The following is a 20449-nucleotide window of genomic DNA, read 5'->3' on the forward strand; positions in this document are numbered from 1 at the left end:
GTCACACGATGATGTCGGCGGGCGACGCCAGTGGTCGCCACGCGGCGGGTTTCGCTGTTCGCCTCGGCAGGACGTCGGCATCCGGCAGCGGCCCGAGGTCGATCCTGGTGATCTCGGCGATGTCGGACACCGGCACCTGAAAGGTGCGGAAGGCGCCGAGCGGAGGCGCGGCGAGCAGTCCCTCGGGTGTGCCGACAAGTTCGGTCTGGTCGAGCAGGAAGCCGGCGGCGGCGAGCCCGGCCGATCCCTGCCAGGCGGCGACCTTCCAGAAGCGGAGGGGGATGCGGATGCCGCGGTACGGCGGGTCCGCCTCGGCGAGCACCGGTGCGGTGAAGACCGACAGGCGCTGGTCGGTGGTCTCGGCATACGCGAGGACATGATCTTCGAGGCCGAGCCAGAGCTCCTTCGACTGGTTGAAGCCGGCGGCTTGCGGGGCAGCATTCGGGTAGAAGAAGGTCGCTTCGGTGGCATCACGAGCCTCACCGGCGTCTCCCCACCCGGGGTCGCGGCGCCGCACGAGGTGCCCGCGGTCGAGGTCATTACGGGCGTAGACCGCAGGTCCCGTCTGCTCGCGGTCGTCGACGCGCGGGTCGAGCTGCCAGTCGCCCGTACGCGGCACATTGCGCAGCGCCGCGCCGTCGATGTTCACCCCGGTGACGGCGGCCAGACGCCGCTCGGGGTCGAGCAGCACCGAGAACCGCGGATAGGGGAGAGTGCGCACCTCGTTCGAGGGCCGAGGCATCGGCAGCGCGGTCGTCAGGAAATCGGGGTCGTAGCCGTCTGCCATGACTCCATCGTGTCGGATGCCGCCGACACCTGGCGCGCTGCTGTACGAGGTGTTCACCCGCCTGTTGCCTGCGGAGGAGCCGCTCCCTTGCGGACGCAGAGGAGTAGCGTTCCGTACCACCGGTGCACGAAAGGGAAGTCATGACTGTTTCTGATGTCGATGTGCAGCACCTGCGGCGCTGCGTCGAGCTCGCGCGGGAAGCGCTCGACGACGGAGACGAGCCGTTCGGGTCGATCCTCGTCTCAGCTGACGGCGAGACGCTGTTCGAAGACCGCAACCGGGTCAAGGACGGAGATGCGACGCGGCATCCGGAATTCGAGATCTCGCGGTGGGCCGCTGAGAACCTGACCCCGAGCGAGCGCGCCTCCGCCACCGTCTACACCTCCGGTGAGCACTGCCCGATGTGCGCGGCCAGTCACGGCTGGGTGGGGCTCGGGCGCATCGTCTATGCCGTCTCGTCGGAGCAACTCGGATCCTGGTTGCGCGAATGGGGCGTTCCCCCGGGGCCCGTCGCTTCGCTGCCGATCACCGCGGTCGTGCCCGGCGCCGTGGTCGACGGACCGGCACTCGAGCTGGCACCCGAGATGCAGGAGCTTCATCGCGCCCGGTTCGCGTGATCGAGGCTGCTGTCATATTTCTCGATCTCACCCTTGCATCCCGTACCCGGGTACGGGTTTAGCCTGAGATCATGACCGACACAGAGCTGTCCTGGGCGCCGGCGTCGTGCTCCTTGCCGACCGTGGAACGGCCGCTCCGAGAACGGGAATTCGATGACCTGTTCCGCGAGCAGTTGCGCTCGGTGGCCTCGATCTCGCCGGTGCAGGCCGAGTTGCGTTTGAACCGCGGCAGCAGAGCTCGCGCCGAAGAACTGGTCGCGAGGGAAACCGAGTGCTGCTCGTTCTTCACATTCGCGCTGACTGACGACGCCGAGCACCTCACCATGACGGTCGGCGTGCCCGATCGGCATTCGGATGTGCTCTCCGGCCTGATCGCATCGGCGGAACGAGCCGCCGGTACCCGCTCATGATCCGGGCGGGAGAGCTCGCGTCTCGAGCCGGAGTGAACCCCGAGACCATCCGCTACTACGAGCGGAGAGGTCTGCTCGGAGATCCGGAGCGGACCCTCGGCGGGCACCGCACCTACGACGAGAACGCGGTCACGCTGCTGCGGGTCATCAAAGCCGCTCAAGGGTTGGGCTTCACCCTCGACGAGATCGAGGAGCTCATCGATGCAGGAACCCATGCTCATCGCCGACGACCACGTCTCGCCGAGCGAGCGAAAGCGAAGCTCGGCGAGGTCGAGTCGAAGGTCCAGGCGCTGGAGCAGATCGCCGGCACCCTGCGCGAGGTGATCGCCAGCGACTGCGACGACCTCGAACAGTGTGCGCTCGAAGACAACTGCCCGATTCCGTTCGCCGGCATCGCAGGTGTGGGCGACGGCGAGACGCCCGACCGGGCCCGTGCCGGCGCAACGACGACGTGACGATGCCCGCCGCGCTGGCATCATGACAGCATGACGGTCGCACGCATCATCATCCTGTTCGTCATCGCCGCTGCGGCCGAGATCGGCGGAGCCTGGCTGATCTGGCAGGCGGTGCGGGAGAACCGCGGCTGGTGGCTGGCGTTGCTCGGCATCGTCGCCCTCGGCGCGTACGGGTTCGTCGCCGCGTTCCAGCCCGACGCGAACTTCGGCCGCGTGCTCGCCGCGTACGGCGGCATCTTCGTGGCGGGTTCGCTCGCCTGGGGCATCGTGGTCGACGGTTTCAAGCCCACCACGTGGGACTACGTCGGCTCAGTCGTCTGCCTCATCGGCGCCGGCATCATCATCTTCGCTCCCCTGCTGCAGCAGGCAGAAGCATCCGAATGAGCCCGGTGGCTCGTTGCGAGGCGAGCCCTACTTGCGTCGGAGCACGATCACGCCGTCCCAACCCTTGACGCCGACCGTCTGCAGGGCCGTCGCCTCGAGCCGTGGATCGGCGGCGATGTCGGCCACGACCTGGCGGACGCCCTGCACGCGCGGATCGTCGCTGTCGGGATCGGCCACCGCGCCGTCACGCACGACGTTGTCGATCACGATGACCGCCCCGGGTCGGGTGAGCTCGAGCGCCGCGGCGAGGTAGGCGGGATTGCTCGGCTTGTCGGCGTCGATGAAGACGAAATCGAACGGCTCGGCGCCGCTGTCGATGAGCTGCTGCGCCGAGTCGGATGCCGGGCCGACGACGACGTCCACTCGGTCGGCGACGCCGGCACGCGTCAGGTTCTCGCGCGCGACCGCGGCGTTCTGCTCCTCGAGTTCGAACGTCACGACGCGTCCGGTCTCTCCGACGGCCCGCGCGAACCAGATGGTCGAGTAGCCGGCCAGCGTGCCGAACTCCAGCACACGCCGAGCCCCGGCGATCTGCACCAGCATCCCGAGCAACGCGCCCTGGTTCGCGGCGACCTCGGCGTTCGGCATCGTGGTCGAAGCGCCCGAGTCGCGAGCGGCGACGAGGGCGGCATCCTCGCCCACGAGGGCATCCGAGAAGTAGTCGTCGACGGCACGCCAGAGCGGGGCCGCGGGGTAGCGATTCGCCGGGGTGGTCTGTGTCATGACTCCCACGGTAGGGGCTCGTCCTACCGGCCGTGGGAGGGGTACAGCTGCACGAGGGAAGTACCGATGCCGGACGACTCGCCGCGGTTGGGTCCGGCAACTGTTCCCTCGTCGTGCGTGCGTACCGGCATCCGCGGATCCCAGCCCGAGGACGCGCGCCCGTGCGGTACTGTGCGGAAGCAACGACTCTGAAAGTGAGCCCATGAGCATTGCCTTCCTGATCACCACCCTCTCAGGCGGTCACCTCGCCCTCGAGAATCGCTGATCCGTGCGCTTCACCCATTCCCCGCAGCTGATGGCCGACTTCCCGCAGTTGTCCGTCGCCACACTGCGGCTGACGGACGTGACCGATCACGCCGACGTCGCAGCGACAGCGCAGCCGTTCTTCGACCGGGCGGCGGCGAGGCTCGCGGAGCGGTCGGAGAGCGAGTTCCCCGAGATTGCCGCATGGCGACGAGCGTTCGCGCAGATGGGGCTCAAGCCCACCCAGTACCGATGCGCGTCGGAGGCACTGCTGCGCCGGTTCAAGAAGGAGGGCGCCCTGCCCTCGATCCACCCCTTGGTCGACCTCTGCAACGCTGTCTCGATCGCCTATGCCACGCCCATCGCGGTGTTCGATCTCGAGCACGTCGACGGCGACCTCACGGTGCGGCGCGCGGACGGCTCCGAGACATATGCCACGTTCGGCGGCGAGCAGGAGAACCCCGCCCCCGGTGAAGTGATCTTCGCCGACGATGCCGGCAATGCCCACGCGCGCCGCTGGACCAATCGCCAGAGCGCGCTGTCGGCGATCCGACCCGCGACCAGATCGGTGCTCATCGTGAGTGAGGCGATGCATGAAACGGGTGCGGACGACATCACCACGCTTCGTGGTGAGCTGCGGGAGGCGCTGAGCGCGCACTGGAGCGTTTCGGGCGACTGAGCCTCTGTCGTCCGCTCGTGATGCCAGTCGTCTCGGATGGACTGCGCCGCGAGCCCCGCCCGATCGTAGGCTCGGATCATGAGCGATGACGTACGCAATGTCGATGCGGCACTGGCCGCGATCTCCGAGCACTGGCAGCCGCACCGGCTGACCAGCATCAACGACTACGACGTCAAGGTGGTGAAACTGCAGGGCGAGTTCGTCTGGCACACGCACCCCGACACCGATGAGTTGTTCATGGTCGTCCGCGGCGAGCTGACGATCCAGCTGCGCGATCGTGATGTCGTGCTCGGGCCGAACGACGTGTTCGTCGTTCCGAAGGGTGTCGAGCACTGCCCGAAGGCGGCGGACGAGGTGCACGCGATCCTGTTCGAGCCGAAGGGCACCGTCAACACCGGCGATGCGGGCGGCGTCATGACGGCGGAGTTGCGCGAGCTCGGATAGTTCTGGCGACCGGATGCCGCGGGCAGCGGTGGCGATCTCTCGTATATGTGTTCGTATTTGCCTCCGGGATCGAATGGATGCCAGAGGCATGGAATTGTGGAAGTCACGGGACTAGTTCGAAAGGATGTTCGACAAAGCGGCTTCCTTGCGGTAGACTGTCGATATGTCGAAGTTGACCGCGTTGCACGAGGCGATGTCCCGCCTCGACGCGGCGTGGGCTGACGCCGGCGACTCGAACGATCTCTCGAGAGACCAGCTCATGGCGGTCACGAACGCGATCGGGCTGTTGCAGCGCCGGCTGGATGCCGTGCACGTCGATGTCGCGGCGGTGATCTCGCGTGAGTCGCGCCCGGAGCTCGGCGCAGACGGTCTCGCCAAGCAGCAGGGGTATCGCACCCCGGCGAAGCTCATCGCCGCGACCACAGGCGTGTCGACGGGCGATGCATCACGACTGGTCAGGGTCGGCGAGGCGACGGCGCCGCGTACCGACCTGCTCGGCGACAGGCTGCCGGCGAAGTATCCGCTCGTGCGTGAGGCGCTCGCCTCCGGCGCGCTCAGCGCCCAGGCTGCGGCGCTCATCATCGCGCTGCTCGACCGGTGTCGCATCGCGGCCGGAGCAGAGCGGATCGCCGAGGGCGAGCGCGCGCTGACCGAGACGGCCGCGGGGCTCGACCTCGACGATGTGCGCCGTCTCGTCCTGCGTGCAGAGGCCTGGCTCGACCCCGACGGTGTCGAGCCGCGGGCCGAAGAGCAGCGCGGCAAGAGATCGCTGACGATGTTCGAGCGCGACGGGATGGTGCATCTCAACGCGCAACTCGACGCAGAGACGGCAGCGCCGGTCGTGACGGCGATTCGGGGGTACGTCACGGCCGCGTTCGCGGCGCGGAAGGATGCGCCCGACGCGGACGCTCCGGATGCTGATCGCCGCAGCGTGCCGATGATCCAGGCTGATGCGCTCGCGGTCTTCTGCGCTCACGTACTCGGATGTGAGAACGACAGGCTTCCACTCGCCGGAGCGACGGTCATCGTCCGCGTGGCCCTCGACGATCTGCAGTCCGGCACCGGCTCGGCCGAGATCGACGGCCTCGACCAGATGATCGACGTCGGGGCGGCTCGACGGATGGCGGCCGGAGGCGGGGTCATCCCTTGCGTCCTCGGCGGCGACAGCGAGATCCTCGACTGGGGCCGCGAGAAACGGCTGTTCACCCGAGCTCAACGACTCGCACTGGTCGAGCGCGACGGAGGATGCGCGATGTGCGGACTCCCGCCCGAGATGACCAAGGCGCATCACATCCGATGGTGGCAGCGACATCACGGACGAACCGACCTGGCAAACGGCGTCCTGCTCTGCGAGAGCTGTCACCATCGCATCCACGACAACGGCTGGGAGATACGCGTCGACGGTACGGGAACGGCCGCGCATGTCTGGTTCATCCCTCCCGCCTACGTGGATGCCGCACGCACGCCGCGTCTCGGCGGCAGAGCGCGCTTCGACATCGCGGCATAGCACCGGGCGGAGCGCGCTTCGCATCGTGGCATGGCCCCGACGGAAGAGCGCGCTCCATATCGGGCGTACCGATGCGGGGAGGCGGTCGACCGGATCGCCGATGCGGCGCCGCTCACACGGTCAGGACGATCTTCCCTGCGACGTGTCCGGTCTCGCCGAGTTCGTGGGCCTGGCGTGCCTCCGCCAACGGGAACGACGCGGCGATCACCGGGCGGATGGTGCCGGCCTGCAGCATCCGGCCCACCCCCTGCATCCCGGCCTGGTCGCCCTCGACGAGCATCATCTCGTGACGAGCCCCGACGGCCGCGGCCTCGGCGGAGTGGTCACTGGTTCTGCCCAGTGCGAGCGATACGACGACGCCGCCGGGCCGGAGCGTGCGCAGCGACCGCGACACATAGTCGCCACCCCTCGTGTCCAGCACGACATCGATGTCGCGCGCGACCTCCGCGAAGTCCTCCCGGGTGTAGTCGATCACCTCATCCGCCCCCAGCGACAGCACCAGTTCGTGGTTCTTCGAACTCGCCGTGCCGAGCACGTACGCACCCTTGGCCTTGGCGATCTGCACGGCGAGATGGCCGACACCGCCGGCCGCCGCATGGATGAGCACCCGCTGCCCCTCCTGCACGTCGGCGACATCGACGAGTGCCTGCCATGCCGTGAGCGCCGCGAGCGGCACCGCGGCTGCCGTCTCGTGATCGACGTTCGGGGGCCTCGGAACCAGATGCCGCGCCGGCGACAGGACGAACTCCGCGGCGGCGCCATGTCCATGGGGGTACGGCAGCATCCCGAACACCTCGTCACCCGGGCGGTGGATCGTGACGCCGATGCCGACCTCCTCGACGAGCCCCGACACATCCCAGCCGAGTACCTTCGGACCCTCGCCGAGGAAACCCGAGATCCGCCGATGCCCCCAGTCCGTGGGGTTCAGTCCGCTCGCGCGGACTCGGACGAGAACCTCACCGGGCCCTGGCGTCGGCCGTGGCTGCTCCGCCAGATGAAGGACCTCCGGTCCGCCGAGGACATCCTGGGTGAGTACCTGCATGGTGCGACCTGTCATGGTACCCATCTTGCGCCTCGCGCGCCGTGCGAGGAGGCGCAGCAAGCGGGATTCTCGGACCGCCTTCACGCTCGCGACCGCTTCCGCACGTCGCTCGGCACATTCCCCCGTCGGTATCGGAAGAGCTTCCACTGCTACGTGGGCGCGCTTGACCTCGTCGCGAGGGGTCCGTAGCATTGGACCCCCCCAGCGACGATTCGACGCTTTCGGGAAGGGGTTTCACCTTCCACGAAAGGCACGACATGTCCGCCCGCACCCCGCTCCGTCGCTCCCGGGACTTCCGCCTCCTCCTCGCCGGCCAGACGACCAGCCAACTCGGAGCCCAGATCAGCGGCGTCGCGATCCCGCTCCTGGCTGTCACCACGCTCGACGCCTCTCCGCTCGAGGTCGGCCTGCTCGGTGCGGCATCCACGATCCCCTTCGCCGTGATCGGCCTTCCCGCGGGGGCGTGGCTCGACCGCATGAGACGCCGTCCCGTGCTGATCGCGAGCGATATCGCACGCGCGCTGTTCCTCGCGAGCATTCCGGTCGCCGCGTGGCTGGGCTGGCTCACGATGGCCCAGCTGCTCATCGTCGCCTTCCTCGTCGGGTTCGCGCGCGTGTTCTTCGACGTCGGCTACCGCAGCTACATCCCGACCGTGGTCGGGCGAGACAACGTCCTCGCCGGCAACTCCGCGATGGAGTTCCTCCGCGCCGGCGGACAGGTGGCGGGACCGGGGCTCGGGGGCATCCTCGTCTCATTGATCGGAGCGGCCAACGTCGTCGCCGCGCAGGCGGTGACCTTCGCCGTCTCGGCACTGACCCTCGCCGGAATCCGGGTACGCGAGGAGCCGCGGGACCCATCCGCCGACTCCGGCACCCTCTGGTCGCGCGTCGCCGAGGGACTGCGGTTCGTCATTCACCACCGGGTGCTGCGCGCCACCGCGATCGCGAGTGCCACCAGCAACTTCTCGTTCGCGATCTCGTCGGCCGTGACCATCGTCTTCCTGTCGCGCGATCTCGGGCAGCCCGCCTGGGTCGTCGGACTCGTCCTCGCCGCAGCATCCGTCACGGTCATGCTGGGAGCTGCTACCACGCCTCGAGCCGCCCGAGCAGTCGGATCGGCCCGGATCGTGTGGGTGTCGCTCGCCGTGACCAGCCCGTTCACCCTCATGGTCGCATTCGCGACCCCCGGCTTGGGGCTGGCGATCGCCGTCGTCGGGATGGCGGCCGGCGAGATCGGTCAGATCGTGTACTCGATCAGCAACGTCAGCCTGCGCCAGAGGGTCGCCCCCGACGCGATCCTCGCCAGGGTGAATGCGACCATGCAGTTCGCGATCATGGCGCTGTTCCCGCTCGGTGCACTCGTCGGCGGCATCCTCGGAGAACTCATGGGCACCCGGCTCACTCTTCTCGTGGCGGGCGCTGTCGGCCTCATCGCCCCTGTCGTGCTCTACCTGGCGATCCGCGGCTACCGCGATGTCGACGATCTGCCGGAACAGGTGATCAGCTGAGAGACCGCTCGCGTCCGGCCCGTCGATTGCCGGCATCCCGGTCCTGAAAGGCGATCGTCGCCATGATGCCGATCAGGAGGATCAGCTCGAACGCGTTCGTGATCGCCGCGCTCGGGATCGGCAGGCTCACCGCACTGCCCGCGACCATCAGGATCGTCACGATCGCCAGCCAGGGCCACTTCTCACGCACCCAGATGAGGATGCCGGCCAGCAGTAGCGCCAACGCCACGATGAGCACCATAATCGGCGGCCCGGCGGGGGCGTCGTCGTTGCCGTAGCTGAGCGCTCCGTACTCCCAGTCGGCCGAGAGCCGCATCGGCAGGGCGCCGACGATCATCTCGTAGACCATGAGCGCGGCCGTCGCCCCGAGGGCGATCGCGGCGGCCCACACCGTCCGCGCCCACCGCACTCCGGTGCGGATCACCACGTGCCACGCGACCAGCACCAGCAGGGGCGTCAGAAACGCGTGCAACCAATACCGCGCCGCGTTCAGTCCCTCGAGCGTGCCGCTCTCACCGATGGTCCCACCGAGCCCGATGACGGAGTTGTCGTAGACGAGACCGAGCACCACGAGCAGGGCGAGGTCGGAGGGGATGAGCCGTTTCCGCCGGACGAGCAGCGCGAGCCCCCAGACGAGCAGGGCCAGATACGCGACGGCGAAGCCGAGGAAGATGAGACTGTCCATGCCGCTTCACCGTAGAGCGGACGTGCGAGAGGCGCCCAGCCCTTGACGCGAGCCGGAGCCGCATGGCACGGCGGCGGCATCAACGCGCGATCGATGCACTCCTGCTGCGTGCCACGAGCCGACCGATCAGCGGCGCGACCACGGCGAACACCGCCGTGAGCAGCGCGACGCCGACCATCGCGCCGCGTAGCCCCACCCATCCCGCGAGCGCACCGACGTAGACCGGCCCGAACACGAAGCCGAGGTACGCCGTGGTGCCGATCGTCGACGTCGCCCTGCCGCGACGGTCGTCAGGCACGCCTCGGAGCGACGTGCTCAGAAGAGTGGGAAAGAGCACGGACGTCCCGATCGCCGAGAGCGCGAGGCCCGCGAGCGCGACGAGGATGCTGGGAGCGACGGCGACCACGAGGGTGCCCGCCGACGCGACCGCAGCGCCACCGATGAGCAGTGCCCGGTCGGGGATGCGGTTCGACGCACCGGCTGCGAACCGCGCGAGCGCGGCGGCAGCGGCGAAGGTGGCGGGAGCGAGGGAGGCGATACCGACCCCGGCGAGCAGTTCGTCCTCGAGGAAGATCGCGCCCCAGCTCTGGTGCGCGTTCTCGGCGGCGAACCCGAGCGCGCCGACGAGCCCGACGATGATGAACGGCCATGCCAGGCGCAGGTCGCCGAGCCCGATCGGCGAGACCGGGGTAGCGGTGACCGGGCGGCCGTCGCTGCGAACGAGGATGGCCACGCCGGCGGCCGCGATGAGGACCCCGGCCACGGCGAAGACGATGAGGGCGCTGTGGCCGGCGGCGCGGAGCGCCCCGACCCCCAGGCTCGACACGACCACGAACGACGAGAACACGGCGTGACCGAGCGTGATCACCCGGCGCCTCGACCGTGCCTCGCCGAGGGCCGCGAGCGCGTTGGCTGCGACATCCGACGCGCCCGACGTCGCGCCGACGAGCAGCATCCCGATGACGACCGAGAACACGTCCCGCGCCTGCCAGGCGAGCAAAATGCCGGAGGCCGCCAGGGCGACGAGGAACACGCCGGTGATGCGCACACCGAAGCGGTCGACGGCCCGGCCCGTGAAGAGCATCGCGGGAAGTGCCCCGGCTCCCACGCAGAGAAGGGCACCGCCCAGCTGCGCGTCGGTCAGTGCCGCCGCGTCGCGGAGGGCAGGCAAGGCGGCACCCCACGTGCCCCAGAAGATGCCGAAGGCGGCGAAGGCGAAGTACGGACCGAACGGGAAGCGCATGTGTGTAACGATACACAGCTAGACTGATCCCGTGAACACCAGACGGGTGACGATGCGCGATGTCGCGGCGGAAGCCGGTGTCGCACCCATGACGGTGAGCTACACGTACACGCGCCCTGGCCGCGTCGCGCCCGCCACGAGGGACCGCGTGCTGGCGGCAGCCGAACGGCTCGGATACACCGGGCCCGATCCCGTGGCCCGATCACTGCGCAGCGGCTCGACCCGCAACCTCGGGGTCGTGCTCGGCGAGCACCTCGGGTACGCGTTCGAAGATCCGCAGGCCGCCCGGTTCCTCGCGGGGGTCTCTCGCGTCTGCGTCGACAACCGGCTCGGTCTCGTCCTCATCCCGAGCACCGGCGATGCCGACGACGTCGAGCGCATCCGTGAGGCCGCCGTCGACGGGTTCGTCCTGTGGACCACCGAGCAGTCGGATCCGGTACTGGATGCCGTCGCGGCGACCGGTCGGCCGGCGGCGATCCAGGGCGGGCCTGCGGCCCCCGGCATCTATGCCGTCGCCGCCGCCGACCGCGAGGCGGCTCGCGCGATCGCCCAGCACATGCTGGCGGATGCCGCATCGCCGCTGATCCTCTCGCACCCGTTCGACCGCGAACGGTGGACCGGTGTCGTGCGCGGGCCCAGCCCCGACGTCCGCTTTCCGGTCACCGCCGTCCGTCTCGCCGGCTACCGCGACGCGGTCGAGCAGGAGAGGAGAGCGTGGGATGCGGTGCCCGTGGCCGTCGCGTCCCGCAACACCCGCGAGGAGGGGCGCCGGATGCTGGAACTGGCCCTCGAGCAGGGCAAGCCCGATGTCGTCATCGCGATGAGCGACCAGCTCGCCGCCGGGGCGCGGGACGCGCTCGGCGCCTCGGTGCGGATCAGTGGCTGGGACGACAGTGAGACCGCTCAGGCCCTCGGCTTCTCCAGCATCCGTCAGTCGTTGTACGACCAGGGCGCGGCCTGCGCGACCATCGCCGCCGGCCTCGGCGTTCCGGACGAGCGGCCCGCCTGGTCGCTGGTGCGGCGCTGACGTGCCCGGGGTTAAGAAGCTTGCGGATCGGGGCTCCGCATACGGCGGCTATGCCTCGTCGGGCACCCACCGCAGCAGGTCACCGGGCTGACAGTCCAGGGCCTCGCACAGTGCGTCGAGCGTCGTGAAGCGCACAGCCTTGGCGCGTCCGTTCTTCAGCACGGCCAGATTGGTCGGAGTGATTCCGATGCGCTCGGCGAGCTCGCCGACAGCCATCTTCCTGCGAGCGAGCATGACGTCGATGTCGACGATGACCGGCATCTCAGACCACCTCGTCGAGCTCCGAGCGCAGCGTCTGCGCTTCGTGCTCGCGGTCGATCGCCTGGCGAAGGAGCGCCTTCATCACTACGACCAGCAGCGCGATGCCACCGAGTACGAGGGCCGCCCCGCACACGAGCGCCACGATCCCGGGGGCGATCGAGCCGGGCGCGAGAAGCACAGCGAGCGCGAACGCGAGCACCGCGGCGGCCGCGAACGCGCCGATGATCAGATTCACCCACCGGAACGACGACGCCGAGAAGATCGATCCGCGGCGCACCTTGGTCAGCAGCATCCACACGCAGACGGCGAAGAGCTGCATGGTCATCACGCCGAGCACCGCGATCGTGACGAGCGCGACGCGCCCCCACAGCACCTCGCCCTCGAGATCGATCCAGACCAGCGGCACGATGACCGTCTGCACCACCAGTGATCCGGCGAGGGCGAGAGCGATCACCACCTGAAGTATGACGATCGTCGACTTTCCCATCGCGATTCCTTTCATCGAGAGACAGTAGGAATCTATCGTTAATCGTTCGATTTGTGAAGGCCTTGAGGTTTCACACCGCCTGTCTCGGCCTGCCCGATCGTTGATCGACGCCTGAGCGGGGGCCGCCCAGTTTCAAAGTGCGCGAACCGCTCGATATCGGCCGAAATGCAGCACTTTGCGCACGTCGAATCGCCAGAGCCGACGCCGGCCGGGTGGGCATTCGTGTGAGAACCTGTCCGCTATGACTTCCGCCGGACCCACCGCCGCCCGCCGCGACGGGCGACCTCTCCTCAGCCTCACGATCGGCGTGGTCGCCGCACTTCTCGGCCTCATCCCCGGTCTGATCGGTGGCGGCCGCCTGCCGCTGCAGAACCTCTGGGCGACGCAGACGCTGCCGGAGGACATGCCGTTCGCGCTGCTGCCGGTCAGCCAGTACTACGCGACATCACTGCTCGCCCTGCTGCTGATCGGCGGCGTGCTGGCGGGGCTCGGCATTCGCTGGGCGAATCGGCGTGTACCCGTTGCCGTCTGGCCCGCTGCCGCCGGCGTCGCCCTCGTGCACGCCATCGCGATCATGCAGACGTTCGGCGTGCTCGCGCTCGGGCTCGGCCTCGGTTCCGGCGGCGCGCGTGCCGCGTTGTACTTCGGCGGGATGCTGGGCGGCACGGTGATCGCGGCTCTTCTCGCGCAGGTCGGTCTGCGACTCACCTCGAGAGCATCCGTCGGGCCGGTCGCCCTCGGTGTCGCGCTCGCGGCCGTGCCCCTCGTCTCGTGGGTGAGCTACGGCGTCAACGCCGTGACGGGTCCGATCACCCAGCCGCCGCTGCTCGTCGAGCTGGTGCGCTGGCTGCCGGCGGTGATCGTCGGGCTGGCGCTCGCATGGTGCGGCGTGCAGCCGCTGCGACGCCTCGGCGTGTGGGCGGCGGGCCTGCTCGCGCTCTGGCTGCTGCCCGCTCTCTTCGTCGCCGCCCAGTACGGGCTGGGAATGCGCGTGCTGCAGGGCGACATCGTCGAGATGGCCGGGGCGAGTGCACAGCTCTTCCCACTGGTGCTGGCCGAGGGTGGGATGCCGGTGCTCGTCGCGGCGGTCATCGGAGTCGTCGGGGTGGTGGTGCGCGCGGTCGCTTCGCCACAAGCACCAGAGGCTGCGGTGCAGGCAGGCGCGGGCCCGGCCGCGGGTGCGGCGGACGGGCCCGCTGCGGATGATGTACGAGAAATCAATACCGCAACCTAAGGGTTGCAGTAATACGCCAATCGTGCAACTCTTGGATTGCGATCGATCGATGATCGACGAAACAGACACCCCAATGGCTCGAAGGGAGCATCATGGTGAGCATGACCGAGAACGAGGGATCCGTCGTCGACGAGGAGACCTTCTCCGTGCGCCGCACGATTCGCATCGCGGCACCGATCGACAAGGTGTGGCAGGCCGTGACCGAACCCGAGCACATCTCCCGCTGGTTCGGCCACACGGTGCTCGAGGGAACCGGCGTCGGCGCGACCGGCATGATGACTTTCCCGAACGACGGGTCGGTGCCGCTGCGAGTCGAAGCGCGGGAAGAGATGCGCCTGATCTCGTACCGCTGGGGCAACGGCGACGCCGCGTCCGAGCGGCCTGAGATCGTCGACGAGGCCACATCGACCGTCTTCACGTTCACGCTCGACGAACTCGCCGACGGTACGCAGTTGACGGTCGTCGAGACTGGCTTCGACCGTACATCCGACCCCGCCGCCAACCTCGAGAGCCACCGCACCGGCTGGGAGATCGAGCTCGACAAGCTCGTCGCCCTGCTCGAGGGTGACGCATGAGCACAGGGACACTGGTTCCGATGTTCGCCGCTCTCGGAGACGAGACCCGGTGGAGCATCCTCACGGCGCTCGGCGAGGGGGATGCCTCGGCATCCGCCCTCGCCGGGCGCCTGCCGGTCACCCGCCAGGCCATCGCCAAGCACCTCGCCATGCTGCAGCAGGTCGGGCTCGTGGAGCCCATCCGGGTCGGGCGAGAGGTGCGCTTTCGCGTGGTCGGGGCTGAACTCAGCGCGACCGCGAAACGACTCGACGCCATCGGCCGGGACTGGGATCTCCGCCTCGCTGCGATCAAGGAGATCGCGGAAGGCCTCTGAGGCGTGCCCCTTGGAATTGAGAGCGATTCTCCAGGTTAACGATATATCGTTGACTATCGTTCGACACTCTGGGAGGTCATCATGAACAACAACTCGTTCTCTTCGAACCCGTTCGGTGAATCGGGATTCGGCGGCTTCGGCACCGGAGCCGGCGGCCCGGCATCCGCGATCTTCGACGCCATGGATCAGCTGCGCAAGACCTTCGAGCCGCGCCCCGGAGGCGGCTCGCGCATGGCGCGCGGTGACGTGCGCTCCGCCGTGCTCTCGCTGCTCGCCGAGAAGCCCATGCACGGCTACCAGATCATCAATGAGATCGCCGAGCGCAGCGGCGGAACGTGGAAGCCGAGCGCGGGCTCGGTCTACCCCACCCTGCAGCTTCTCGCCGACGAAGGCCTCATCGAGGCGCAGGAGCAGAACGGCCGCAAGACCTACTCGCTGACCGAGGCGGGCCGGGCTGTCGCCGCCGAGTCGGGAGAGACTCCCGCTCCCTGGGAGTCGACCGCCGGCAAGGACGGCCATCGCGACGCTCGCTTCAGCGCGCTGCCCAAGGCCGGCGTCGACCTCGCCGCCGCGGCAGCCCAGGTCGGTCGCAGCGGCAGCCCCGAGCAGGTGCAGCAGGCCGTCGAGGTGCTCGACGAGGCCCGCCGTAAGCTGTACTCGATCCTCGCCCAGGACTGACGAGTGGGGTGCTTCGGCCGGCTTCCGAGCCGGTCGTCGATGAGGAGCGGCGAGAGGGTGGCGCGATGACGGATGCCGCGACCGGCGCGCCCGAAAGCCGTCCGATTCCCGGAATGGCGCTCGTGAGCCGTCCGGCTCCGCGGGTCGCGCCGCAGAAGCCCGTGCACCGCGCGCGCTACCGTCGCATCCTGTCGTTCGCCGCCCGTGAGTTCATCAAGATCTGGTGGTATGAGCTCGTGCTGCCGCGCTTCGGGCTCACCTCGGTCTCGGAGCGCACGCGCGCCAGGCGGATGCAGCGGTTCGCCCGCCGTTTCCACACGCTCGCCGTGAGCCTCGGCGGGCTCATGATCAAGGTCGGGCAGTTCATGTCATCGCGACTCGACGTGTTGCCGCCCGAGATCACCGCCGAACTCGAAGGCCTCCAGGACGAGGTGCCCGCCGTCCCCTTCCCGGCGATCAAGCAGCTCGCCGAGGCCGAACTCGGCATCCCGCTCGAGCGGGCGTATTCGTGGTTCGACGAGACGCCGGTGGCGGCGGCATCCCTCGGGCAGGCGCACCGCGCCCGTCTCTCCGCACTCGACGCGGCCGACACCGGACTCGAACACGTCGTGGTGAAGGTGCAGCGACCCGGCATCGACGAGATCGTCGCGGTCGACCTGGCGGCTCTCCGCCGTGTCGCCCAGTGGCTGACGAGGGTGCGCATCGTCGCCGACCGCGTCGATGCGCCAGCCCTCGTCGAGGAGTTCGCTGCGACGAGCTTCGAGGAGATCGACTACCTGCACGAAGCCGCGAGCGCCGAGCGGTTCCGCGAGAACTTCGCCGACGACCCTCGCGTCGACACCCCCGAGATCGTCTGGGAGCGATCGACTCGCCGGGTTCTCACCCTGTCGGATGTCACCGCGATCAAGATCAACGACACCGGCGCGCTCCGTGCCGCCGGGATCGACCCCTCCGAGGTCGCCGACGTGTTCGCCGAGGTGATGTTCGATCAGGTCTTCACCCACAGCTTCGTGCACGCCGACCCGCATCCGGGGAACATCTTCGTCACCCCTCGTCCCTCGGCCGGATGGGAAGGCGACGAGCCGGGCGCACCGCAGCGGAACTTCCGGCTCACCTTCATCGATTTCGGGATGATGGCCGAGGTGCCGGACAACCTCCGCGACGGTCTGCGGACACTCCTCATCGCGGTCGCCGGCCGTGACAGCCGAGGGCTCGTGGCCGCAGCGCAGGAGATCGGGGTCCTGCTGCCGTCGGCCGACACCGCCGAGCTCGAGCGCGCTCTCACCGCCCTCTTCGCCCGCTTCGGCGGCATGGGATTCGCCGAGCTGAGCAAAGTCGACCCGAGGGAGTTCCGCGACTTCGCCGAGGAGTTCGGCGACATGGTGCGATCACTGCCCCTGCAGCTGCCCGAGAACATGCTTCTCCTCATCCGCGCCGTCTCGCTGACCTCGGGCATGTGCAGCGGCCTCGACCCCGCTTTCAACGTGTGGGACGCCGCCGAGCCGTACGCCGCTCGGCTGCTGCGCGACGAGAGCGGCAATCTCCTGCAGGCTTTCGCGAATCAGGCGATGGGGACGGCCGCGACCACCATGCGACTGCCGCAGCGCATCGACGACGTCATCACGCGGATCGAAGACGGATCGGTGACGTTCGACACCTCGCGGCTCGAGCGTCGCCTCGACCGGCTCGAGGGGATCGCCCGCCGCATCGCCTCGGGTGTGCTGTTCGCGGCGATGCTCATCGGCGGCGCGCTGCTCGTGGCGCCGCTGCCGCCGCTGGGCATCACGCTGATCTGCGTCTCGGCGTTGCCGCTGCTGCATTCGCTGTTCGCAGGGGTCGGGCGGCGAGGACCCCGCTAGCGGCGAGGACCCGCCGAGCGGATCGGATCCGCGTCGCGGGCAGCCGCCGACCCGACGGCTCACGTGCGGGAGAGGCGGCGCGCGTCGGCCGCGGCGAGCCCCGCCCGCACCTCGGCCCGCGACGCCGCATCCCACGGACCCGAGGTCGCGAGGGGGATCTCGGTCATGAACCGGCGTTCGGACTCGGGTATGCGGTCGGCCACCACGTCCGGCTCCTTCGCCGCCGTCTCATACAGTGCAGGGCCGTCGGCATAGAAGAGGTCGGTGACGACCAGGCGGCCATCCCCACCGCGCATGACGTTCGAGGGATTGTCGTCGAGGGGTCCGCACCAGGGGAGCTCCGCCTGCGCGCGGTCATGGATGCGACGGATGATGTCGACGAGCTCCTCGACGGCGTGCGCACGCTCGGCGATGGAGCGGTGGAATGCCACGGCATCCGCCTCGTCCACGGCGTCGAGCCACTCCATCACCTGCAGGTCGCCGCCGCCGGCGAGGCGTCGGTGCGCGTACAGCACGGGGACCTGGCGGGTGAAGGCGGCCTCGCGGTAGAGCGCAGCGGTGTACGGTCCGGTCGGATCGAAGGGACTGATCCTCACGGCGGCGGTGCCGTCGGGAGCGCGCAGTGCGATCGCCCAGTCGCCGGCGCCGCACGGCGTCCAGCCCGCCGCGAGATAGGCGCGCTCGGCATCACGATGATCGGCGTCAGGGGCGAGTGCGATGGGGGCGGAATCCATGCGTCCAGTCTCCGACATGGGAGGAGGATGCCGAATCGGTGGCCGCCGAAGATAGGGGATTGACGGCGGGTCGACGCGCGACCTAACTTCGGCGGAACGGCGGCATCCGTCGGATCGCGAACCGAAGGAGCAGAGGTGACATCGGCACATGTGCACGCCCATTCGTCCGGCGGCGCAGACGGCATCCTCTGGATCGTCGCCGTCCCCTTCGCCGTCGCGATCATCTGTTACGCCGCCGGCGTCGCGATCCAGCGACGCCGCGGGCGCAAGTGGTCGACGGCTCGGACCTGGTGCTGGATGCTGGGATGCGCTGCCGCCCTGATCGGTATGCTCGGCCCCCTCGTCTCGCCCGCGTTCAGCGGCTTCGCCGGGCACATGGCGGCTCATCTGCTGGTCGGCATGGTGGCTCCGCTGCTGTTCGTCCTCGCAGCTCCCCTCACGCTCGCCTTCCGAACACTCGATGTCGATCCCGCGCGTCGGCTGAGCCGCATCCTGCGGAGCGCCCCGTCACGTCTGCTCACTGCACCGTTGATCGCCGCGGCGCTGAACCTCGCCAGCGCCTGGGTGCTGTACTTCACGCCGCTGTGGGAACTCGCCCAGGTGCCCTTCTTCCACCTCGTGGCGATGCTTCACGTCCTCATCCTGGGCTTCCTGTTCACGGTGTCGATCGTCGGCGTCGACCCGAACCCGCACCGCGCATCGCTCACCGTGCGGGCGATCGTCCTCGTGCTCGCCCTCGCCGCCCACGGCGTGCTGGCCAGACTCATCTACGCCGACCCGCCGCCCGGGGTGAGCCGCGGCGACGGCGAGGTCGGGGCTCAGCTGATGTTCTACGGAGGCGATCTGGTCGACCTCACGCTCATGGTGCTGCTGTGCGCCGAGTGGTATCGACGCTCGGGGCGGCGCTTGCCGTCGGCGCTGAAGCGGCGCAGTGAACCGAAAGGAATCGACGATCATGTCCGCGCACACCGATGAGCCCGATTCTGGGCGCAGGACCGGCCCGGTGCTGCGGAACCGCGCGTTCTGGGCAGCGTTCCTGCTGGGTGCGGCCTCCATGGCCGCCATCGACGAGATCGTGTTCCACCAGATCCTCGCCTGGCACCACTTCTACGATCGGTCGACGACCGAGATCGCCCTCCTCTCCGACGGGCTGCTGCACGCCGCGGAACTGTTCGCCTTCGCGGCGGGCTTCTTCCTCATGCTCGACGCCCGACGGCGTGGTGTGTTCTCAGCCGCCGTCGCGTGGAGCGGGTACTTCGTGGGGCTCGGCGTGTTCCAGCTCTGGGACGGCGTGATCGACCACAAGGTGCTGGGTGTCCACCAGATCCGCTACGGCGTGGACCTGCTGCCGTACGACATCGCGTGGATCATCTCGGGGCTCGTTCTGCTGACGATCGGATGTGTCCTGACGGTCGTGAGTTCGCGGCGGGCCCGCGGAATCGACCGCACGTCCGCGACGCCCCGTTCGCGCTGAATCGCGGCTATCACCGCCACGGTCCGGATGCAAGGCTCCTGCATCCGCGGAACGGACGGCGCAGGCTGGCAGCCATGAGCACTCCCAACCACGGCTGGAGCCTGGTCGCCCCGAACATCTATCGCCTCGATGTCGCAGATGTGAACTGCTACCTCGTGGTGACGTCCGACGGGATGACCCTCATCGACGCAGGGCTCCCCGGGACCACCCGAGCGCTCGAGGAGCTGCTGCTTCACCTGGGCGCGAGAGCCACCGACATCGACGCCCTCGTGCTGACCCACGGGCACTTCGATCACGTCGGCATGGCCCGGCAATTCCAGCTGAGGCGCACTCCGATCCTGGTGCACGCGGGCGACGAGGCGCTCGCCCGCCACCCGTATCGCTACGCTCACGAATCGTCTCGACTGCCGTATCTCTTCCGCCCTCGGGCGGTGCCGATCATCGCACGGATGACGAAGAACGGGGCGCTGATGGTGAAGGGCGTACAGGCACAGCCTCGGGTCCGCGACGGCGAGGTCATCGACGTGCCGGGGCGCCCGCTCGCGCTGTGGACGCCGGGGCACACCGCCGGACACTGCGGCTACTACTTCGCCGATCACGGGGTGCTCATGTCGGGCGACGCGATCGTCACGCTCGATCCGTACACGGGTGCGAGAGGTCCTCGTATCGTCGCGAACGCCGCGACGGCCGACAGCGAAGAGGCACTCCGCTCGATCGGTGCGTTCGAGGCGAGTGACGCACGCGTCGTGCTGCCGGGGCACGGAGAGCCCTGGGAGGACGGCATCCGCGCGGCGGTCGCGGCGGCGCGCCGGGCGGGGAAGAGCTGAGCTGGCGCGGCGCGGTCCCGTGAGTTCGGCCGGTGAATCCGCGCCGGTCCGTATACGTATTCAGTGCTGAAAAATTCCGGGAACATAGGCTTCCCTAAGCCGACTGCATACGTATACCATCGGGTCATGGCACACATGAAGCAACGCGCACTGCCGGTTCTCGCGCTCGCAGCGGTGGGCATCGTCGCCCTCACCAGCTGCGGAGCGGGTACCCGCACCGACAATGAGAACGCGACAACGGTGTCGTGCGAC

Annotated in this window: 25 protein-coding genes; 17 read left to right on the forward strand and 8 right to left on the reverse strand. The window is 68.9% G+C overall.

All coding sequences use genetic code 11. The annotated features are described in order from the left end of the window. Nucleotide 1: 1 nt before the first annotated feature. Nucleotides 2–787, reverse strand: coding sequence for a DNA/RNA non-specific endonuclease (locus RIN18_RS14585; protein WP_309104709.1), 786 nt, complete (start codon nucleotides 785–787; stop codon nucleotides 2–4). Nucleotides 788–927: 140 nt separating this feature from the next. Here RIN18_RS14585 and RIN18_RS14590 point away from each other — a divergent pair, with 140 nt between their 5' ends. The 4 genes from RIN18_RS14590 to RIN18_RS14605 all read left to right on the forward strand — a co-directional run bounded on the left by RIN18_RS14590 (nucleotide 928) and on the right by RIN18_RS14605 (nucleotide 2653). Further along, complete coding sequence (locus tag RIN18_RS14590) at nucleotides 928–1404, forward strand: nucleoside deaminase (protein ID WP_309104710.1); 477 nt, start codon at nucleotides 928–930, stop codon at nucleotides 1402–1404. Between the two features lie 71 nt (nucleotides 1405–1475). Continuing rightward, nucleotides 1476–1814, forward strand: a complete 339-nt coding sequence (locus RIN18_RS14595) for a hypothetical protein (protein WP_309104711.1) — start codon at nucleotides 1476–1478, stop codon at nucleotides 1812–1814. After that, the gene (locus RIN18_RS14600; protein WP_309104712.1) at nucleotides 1811–2269 is read left to right on the forward strand and encodes a MerR family transcriptional regulator; all 459 of its coding nucleotides are present in this window, start codon (nucleotides 1811–1813) and stop codon (nucleotides 2267–2269) included. Before RIN18_RS14595 ends, RIN18_RS14600 begins: the two co-directional genes overlap by 4 nt. Nucleotides 2270–2299: 30 nt before the next feature. Further along, on the forward strand, nucleotides 2300–2653 hold the full coding sequence (locus RIN18_RS14605; RefSeq protein ID WP_309104713.1) for a YnfA family protein: 354 nt from the start codon (nucleotides 2300–2302) through the stop codon (nucleotides 2651–2653). A gap of 27 nt (nucleotides 2654–2680) precedes the next feature. Here RIN18_RS14605 and RIN18_RS14610 read toward each other — a convergent pair whose 3' ends face one another. Continuing rightward, nucleotides 2681–3376: an O-methyltransferase gene (locus RIN18_RS14610; RefSeq protein WP_309104714.1), complete on the reverse strand. Its 696-nt coding sequence runs from the start codon at nucleotides 3374–3376 to the stop codon at nucleotides 2681–2683. A 268-nt stretch (nucleotides 3377–3644) separates the two neighbouring features. On the opposite strand from RIN18_RS14610, the gene RIN18_RS14615 reads away from it, so the two are divergent. From RIN18_RS14615 to RIN18_RS14625, 3 genes are all read left to right on the forward strand, one after another. Then, complete coding sequence (locus tag RIN18_RS14615) at nucleotides 3645–4298, forward strand: phenylalanine--tRNA ligase beta subunit-related protein (RefSeq protein WP_309104715.1); 654 nt, start codon at nucleotides 3645–3647, stop codon at nucleotides 4296–4298. 78 nt (nucleotides 4299–4376) lie between these two features. Next, the gene (locus RIN18_RS14620) at nucleotides 4377–4742 is read left to right on the forward strand and encodes a cupin domain-containing protein (RefSeq protein ID WP_309104716.1); all 366 of its coding nucleotides are present in this window, start codon (nucleotides 4377–4379) and stop codon (nucleotides 4740–4742) included. Nucleotides 4743–4905: 163 nt separating this feature from the next. Then, nucleotides 4906–6249 carry a DUF222 domain-containing protein gene (locus tag RIN18_RS14625; protein ID WP_309104717.1) on the forward strand — a complete coding sequence of 448 codons (1344 nt, stop codon included), beginning with the start codon at nucleotides 4906–4908 and terminating at the stop codon, nucleotides 6247–6249. A gap of 112 nt (nucleotides 6250–6361) precedes the next feature. On the opposite strand, the gene RIN18_RS14630 is transcribed toward RIN18_RS14625, so the two are convergent. Further along, nucleotides 6362–7306, reverse strand: a complete 945-nt coding sequence (locus RIN18_RS14630; protein WP_309104718.1) for an NADP-dependent oxidoreductase — start codon at nucleotides 7304–7306, stop codon at nucleotides 6362–6364. 242 nt (nucleotides 7307–7548) lie between these two features. On the opposite strand from RIN18_RS14630, the gene RIN18_RS14635 reads away from it, so the two are divergent. Next, complete coding sequence (locus tag RIN18_RS14635) at nucleotides 7549–8799, forward strand: MFS transporter (RefSeq protein WP_309104719.1); 1251 nt, start codon at nucleotides 7549–7551, stop codon at nucleotides 8797–8799. Here RIN18_RS14635 and RIN18_RS14640 read toward each other — a convergent pair. Both RIN18_RS14640 and RIN18_RS14645 read right to left on the reverse strand, forming a co-directional pair. Continuing rightward, nucleotides 8792–9484 (reverse strand): hypothetical protein, encoded by a 693-nt coding sequence (locus tag RIN18_RS14640; RefSeq protein ID WP_309104720.1) that lies wholly within the window; start codon nucleotides 9482–9484, stop codon nucleotides 8792–8794. The genes RIN18_RS14635 and RIN18_RS14640 overlap by 8 nt on opposite strands. A gap of 79 nt (nucleotides 9485–9563) precedes the next feature. Then, nucleotides 9564–10727: an MFS transporter gene (locus RIN18_RS14645; protein WP_309104721.1), complete on the reverse strand. Its 1164-nt coding sequence runs from the start codon at nucleotides 10725–10727 to the stop codon at nucleotides 9564–9566. Between the two features lie 31 nt (nucleotides 10728–10758). Between RIN18_RS14645 and RIN18_RS14650 the strand changes: the two genes are divergently transcribed. Then, on the forward strand, nucleotides 10759–11754 hold the full coding sequence (locus RIN18_RS14650; RefSeq protein WP_309104722.1) for a LacI family DNA-binding transcriptional regulator: 996 nt from the start codon (nucleotides 10759–10761) through the stop codon (nucleotides 11752–11754). A gap of 48 nt (nucleotides 11755–11802) precedes the next feature. Here RIN18_RS14650 and RIN18_RS14655 read toward each other — a convergent pair whose 3' ends face one another. Together RIN18_RS14655 and RIN18_RS14660 are read right to left on the reverse strand one after the other, a co-directional pair. Further along, complete coding sequence (locus tag RIN18_RS14655; protein WP_309104723.1) at nucleotides 11803–12015, reverse strand: helix-turn-helix transcriptional regulator; 213 nt, start codon at nucleotides 12013–12015, stop codon at nucleotides 11803–11805. Nucleotide 12016: 1 nt separating this feature from the next. After that, the gene (locus tag RIN18_RS14660; protein WP_309104724.1) at nucleotides 12017–12517 is read right to left on the reverse strand and encodes a DUF2975 domain-containing protein; all 501 of its coding nucleotides are present in this window, start codon (nucleotides 12515–12517) and stop codon (nucleotides 12017–12019) included. Between the two features lie 226 nt (nucleotides 12518–12743). On the opposite strand from RIN18_RS14660, the gene RIN18_RS14665 reads away from it, so the two are divergent. The 5 genes from RIN18_RS14665 (at nucleotide 12744) to RIN18_RS14685 (ending at nucleotide 17162) form a co-directional block, all read left to right on the forward strand. Continuing rightward, nucleotides 12744–13736, forward strand: coding sequence for a hypothetical protein (locus RIN18_RS14665; protein ID WP_309104725.1), 993 nt, complete (start codon nucleotides 12744–12746; stop codon nucleotides 13734–13736). Between the two features lie 101 nt (nucleotides 13737–13837). Then, nucleotides 13838–14311 carry an SRPBCC domain-containing protein gene (locus RIN18_RS14670; protein WP_309104726.1) on the forward strand — a complete coding sequence of 158 codons (474 nt, stop codon included), beginning with the start codon at nucleotides 13838–13840 and terminating at the stop codon, nucleotides 14309–14311. Next, nucleotides 14308–14625, forward strand: coding sequence for a metalloregulator ArsR/SmtB family transcription factor (locus RIN18_RS14675; RefSeq protein WP_309104727.1), 318 nt, complete (start codon nucleotides 14308–14310; stop codon nucleotides 14623–14625). The genes RIN18_RS14670 and RIN18_RS14675 overlap by 4 nt, the downstream gene beginning before the upstream one ends. A gap of 81 nt (nucleotides 14626–14706) precedes the next feature. Continuing rightward, nucleotides 14707–15303, forward strand: coding sequence for a PadR family transcriptional regulator (locus tag RIN18_RS14680; RefSeq protein WP_309104728.1), 597 nt, complete (start codon nucleotides 14707–14709; stop codon nucleotides 15301–15303). 113 nt (nucleotides 15304–15416) lie between these two features. Further along, nucleotides 15417–17162 carry an AarF/UbiB family protein gene (locus RIN18_RS14685; protein ID WP_309104735.1) on the forward strand — a complete coding sequence of 582 codons (1746 nt, stop codon included), beginning with the start codon at nucleotides 15417–15419 and terminating at the stop codon, nucleotides 17160–17162. 59 nt (nucleotides 17163–17221) lie between these two features. Here RIN18_RS14685 and RIN18_RS14690 read toward each other — a convergent pair whose 3' ends face one another. Next, nucleotides 17222–17896: a hypothetical protein gene (locus RIN18_RS14690; protein ID WP_309104729.1), complete on the reverse strand. Its 675-nt coding sequence runs from the start codon at nucleotides 17894–17896 to the stop codon at nucleotides 17222–17224. Between the two features lie 135 nt (nucleotides 17897–18031). Between RIN18_RS14690 and RIN18_RS14695 the strand changes: the two genes are divergently transcribed. From RIN18_RS14695 to RIN18_RS14705, 3 genes are all read left to right on the forward strand, one after another. Continuing rightward, entirely contained in the window at nucleotides 18032–18871 is an 840-nt protein-coding gene (locus tag RIN18_RS14695; RefSeq protein WP_309104730.1) for a cytochrome c oxidase assembly protein, read from the forward strand. Beyond that, a complete protein-coding gene (locus RIN18_RS14700) occupies nucleotides 18852–19370 on the forward strand; it encodes a DUF2243 domain-containing protein (RefSeq protein WP_309104731.1) in 519 nt (172 codons plus the stop codon). Before RIN18_RS14695 ends, RIN18_RS14700 begins: the two co-directional genes overlap by 20 nt. 74 nt (nucleotides 19371–19444) lie before the next feature. Next, on the forward strand, nucleotides 19445–20197 hold the full coding sequence (locus tag RIN18_RS14705) for an MBL fold metallo-hydrolase (protein WP_309104732.1): 753 nt from the start codon (nucleotides 19445–19447) through the stop codon (nucleotides 20195–20197). Nucleotides 20198–20449: the final 252 nt, after the last annotated feature.

It is taken from the genome of Microbacterium sp., assembly GCF_031179285.1.
GTDB lineage: Bacteria > Actinomycetota > Actinomycetes > Actinomycetales > Microbacteriaceae > Microbacterium.

Excerpts from the sequence above, each read along its gene's own strand:
- RIN18_RS14585 (WP_309104709.1), bottom strand. The coding sequence starts at position 787 with ATGGCAGACGGCTACGACCCCGATTTCCTGACGACCGCGCTGCCGATG.
- RIN18_RS14590 (WP_309104710.1), top strand. The coding sequence starts at position 928 with ATGACTGTTTCTGATGTCGATGTGCAGCACCTGCGGCGCTGCGTCGAG.
- RIN18_RS14595 (WP_309104711.1), top strand. The coding sequence starts at position 1,476 with ATGACCGACACAGAGCTGTCCTGGGCGCCGGCGTCGTGCTCCTTGCCG.
- RIN18_RS14600 (WP_309104712.1), top strand. The coding sequence starts at position 1,811 with ATGATCCGGGCGGGAGAGCTCGCGTCTCGAGCCGGAGTGAACCCCGAG.
- RIN18_RS14605 (WP_309104713.1), top strand. The coding sequence starts at position 2,300 with ATGACGGTCGCACGCATCATCATCCTGTTCGTCATCGCCGCTGCGGCC.
- RIN18_RS14610 (WP_309104714.1), bottom strand. The coding sequence starts at position 3,376 with ATGACACAGACCACCCCGGCGAATCGCTACCCCGCGGCCCCGCTCTGG.
- RIN18_RS14620 (WP_309104716.1), top strand. The coding sequence starts at position 4,377 with ATGAGCGATGACGTACGCAATGTCGATGCGGCACTGGCCGCGATCTCC.
- RIN18_RS14625 (WP_309104717.1), top strand. The coding sequence starts at position 4,906 with ATGTCGAAGTTGACCGCGTTGCACGAGGCGATGTCCCGCCTCGACGCG.
- RIN18_RS14630 (WP_309104718.1), bottom strand. The coding sequence starts at position 7,306 with ATGACAGGTCGCACCATGCAGGTACTCACCCAGGATGTCCTCGGCGGA.
- RIN18_RS14635 (WP_309104719.1), top strand. The coding sequence starts at position 7,549 with ATGTCCGCCCGCACCCCGCTCCGTCGCTCCCGGGACTTCCGCCTCCTC.
- RIN18_RS14640 (WP_309104720.1), bottom strand. The coding sequence starts at position 9,484 with ATGGACAGTCTCATCTTCCTCGGCTTCGCCGTCGCGTATCTGGCCCTG.
- RIN18_RS14645 (WP_309104721.1), bottom strand. The coding sequence starts at position 10,727 with ATGCGCTTCCCGTTCGGTCCGTACTTCGCCTTCGCCGCCTTCGGCATC.
- RIN18_RS14655 (WP_309104723.1), bottom strand. The coding sequence starts at position 12,015 with ATGCCGGTCATCGTCGACATCGACGTCATGCTCGCTCGCAGGAAGATG.
- RIN18_RS14660 (WP_309104724.1), bottom strand. The coding sequence starts at position 12,517 with ATGAAAGGAATCGCGATGGGAAAGTCGACGATCGTCATACTTCAGGTG.
- RIN18_RS14665 (WP_309104725.1), top strand. The coding sequence starts at position 12,744 with ATGACTTCCGCCGGACCCACCGCCGCCCGCCGCGACGGGCGACCTCTC.
- RIN18_RS14670 (WP_309104726.1), top strand. The coding sequence starts at position 13,838 with ATGACCGAGAACGAGGGATCCGTCGTCGACGAGGAGACCTTCTCCGTG.
- RIN18_RS14675 (WP_309104727.1), top strand. The coding sequence starts at position 14,308 with ATGAGCACAGGGACACTGGTTCCGATGTTCGCCGCTCTCGGAGACGAG.
- RIN18_RS14680 (WP_309104728.1), top strand. The coding sequence starts at position 14,707 with ATGAACAACAACTCGTTCTCTTCGAACCCGTTCGGTGAATCGGGATTC.
- RIN18_RS14685 (WP_309104735.1), top strand. The coding sequence starts at position 15,417 with ATGGCGCTCGTGAGCCGTCCGGCTCCGCGGGTCGCGCCGCAGAAGCCC.
- RIN18_RS14690 (WP_309104729.1), bottom strand. The coding sequence starts at position 17,896 with ATGGATTCCGCCCCCATCGCACTCGCCCCTGACGCCGATCATCGTGAT.
- RIN18_RS14700 (WP_309104731.1), top strand. The coding sequence starts at position 18,852 with ATGTCCGCGCACACCGATGAGCCCGATTCTGGGCGCAGGACCGGCCCG.
- RIN18_RS14705 (WP_309104732.1), top strand. The coding sequence starts at position 19,445 with ATGAGCACTCCCAACCACGGCTGGAGCCTGGTCGCCCCGAACATCTAT.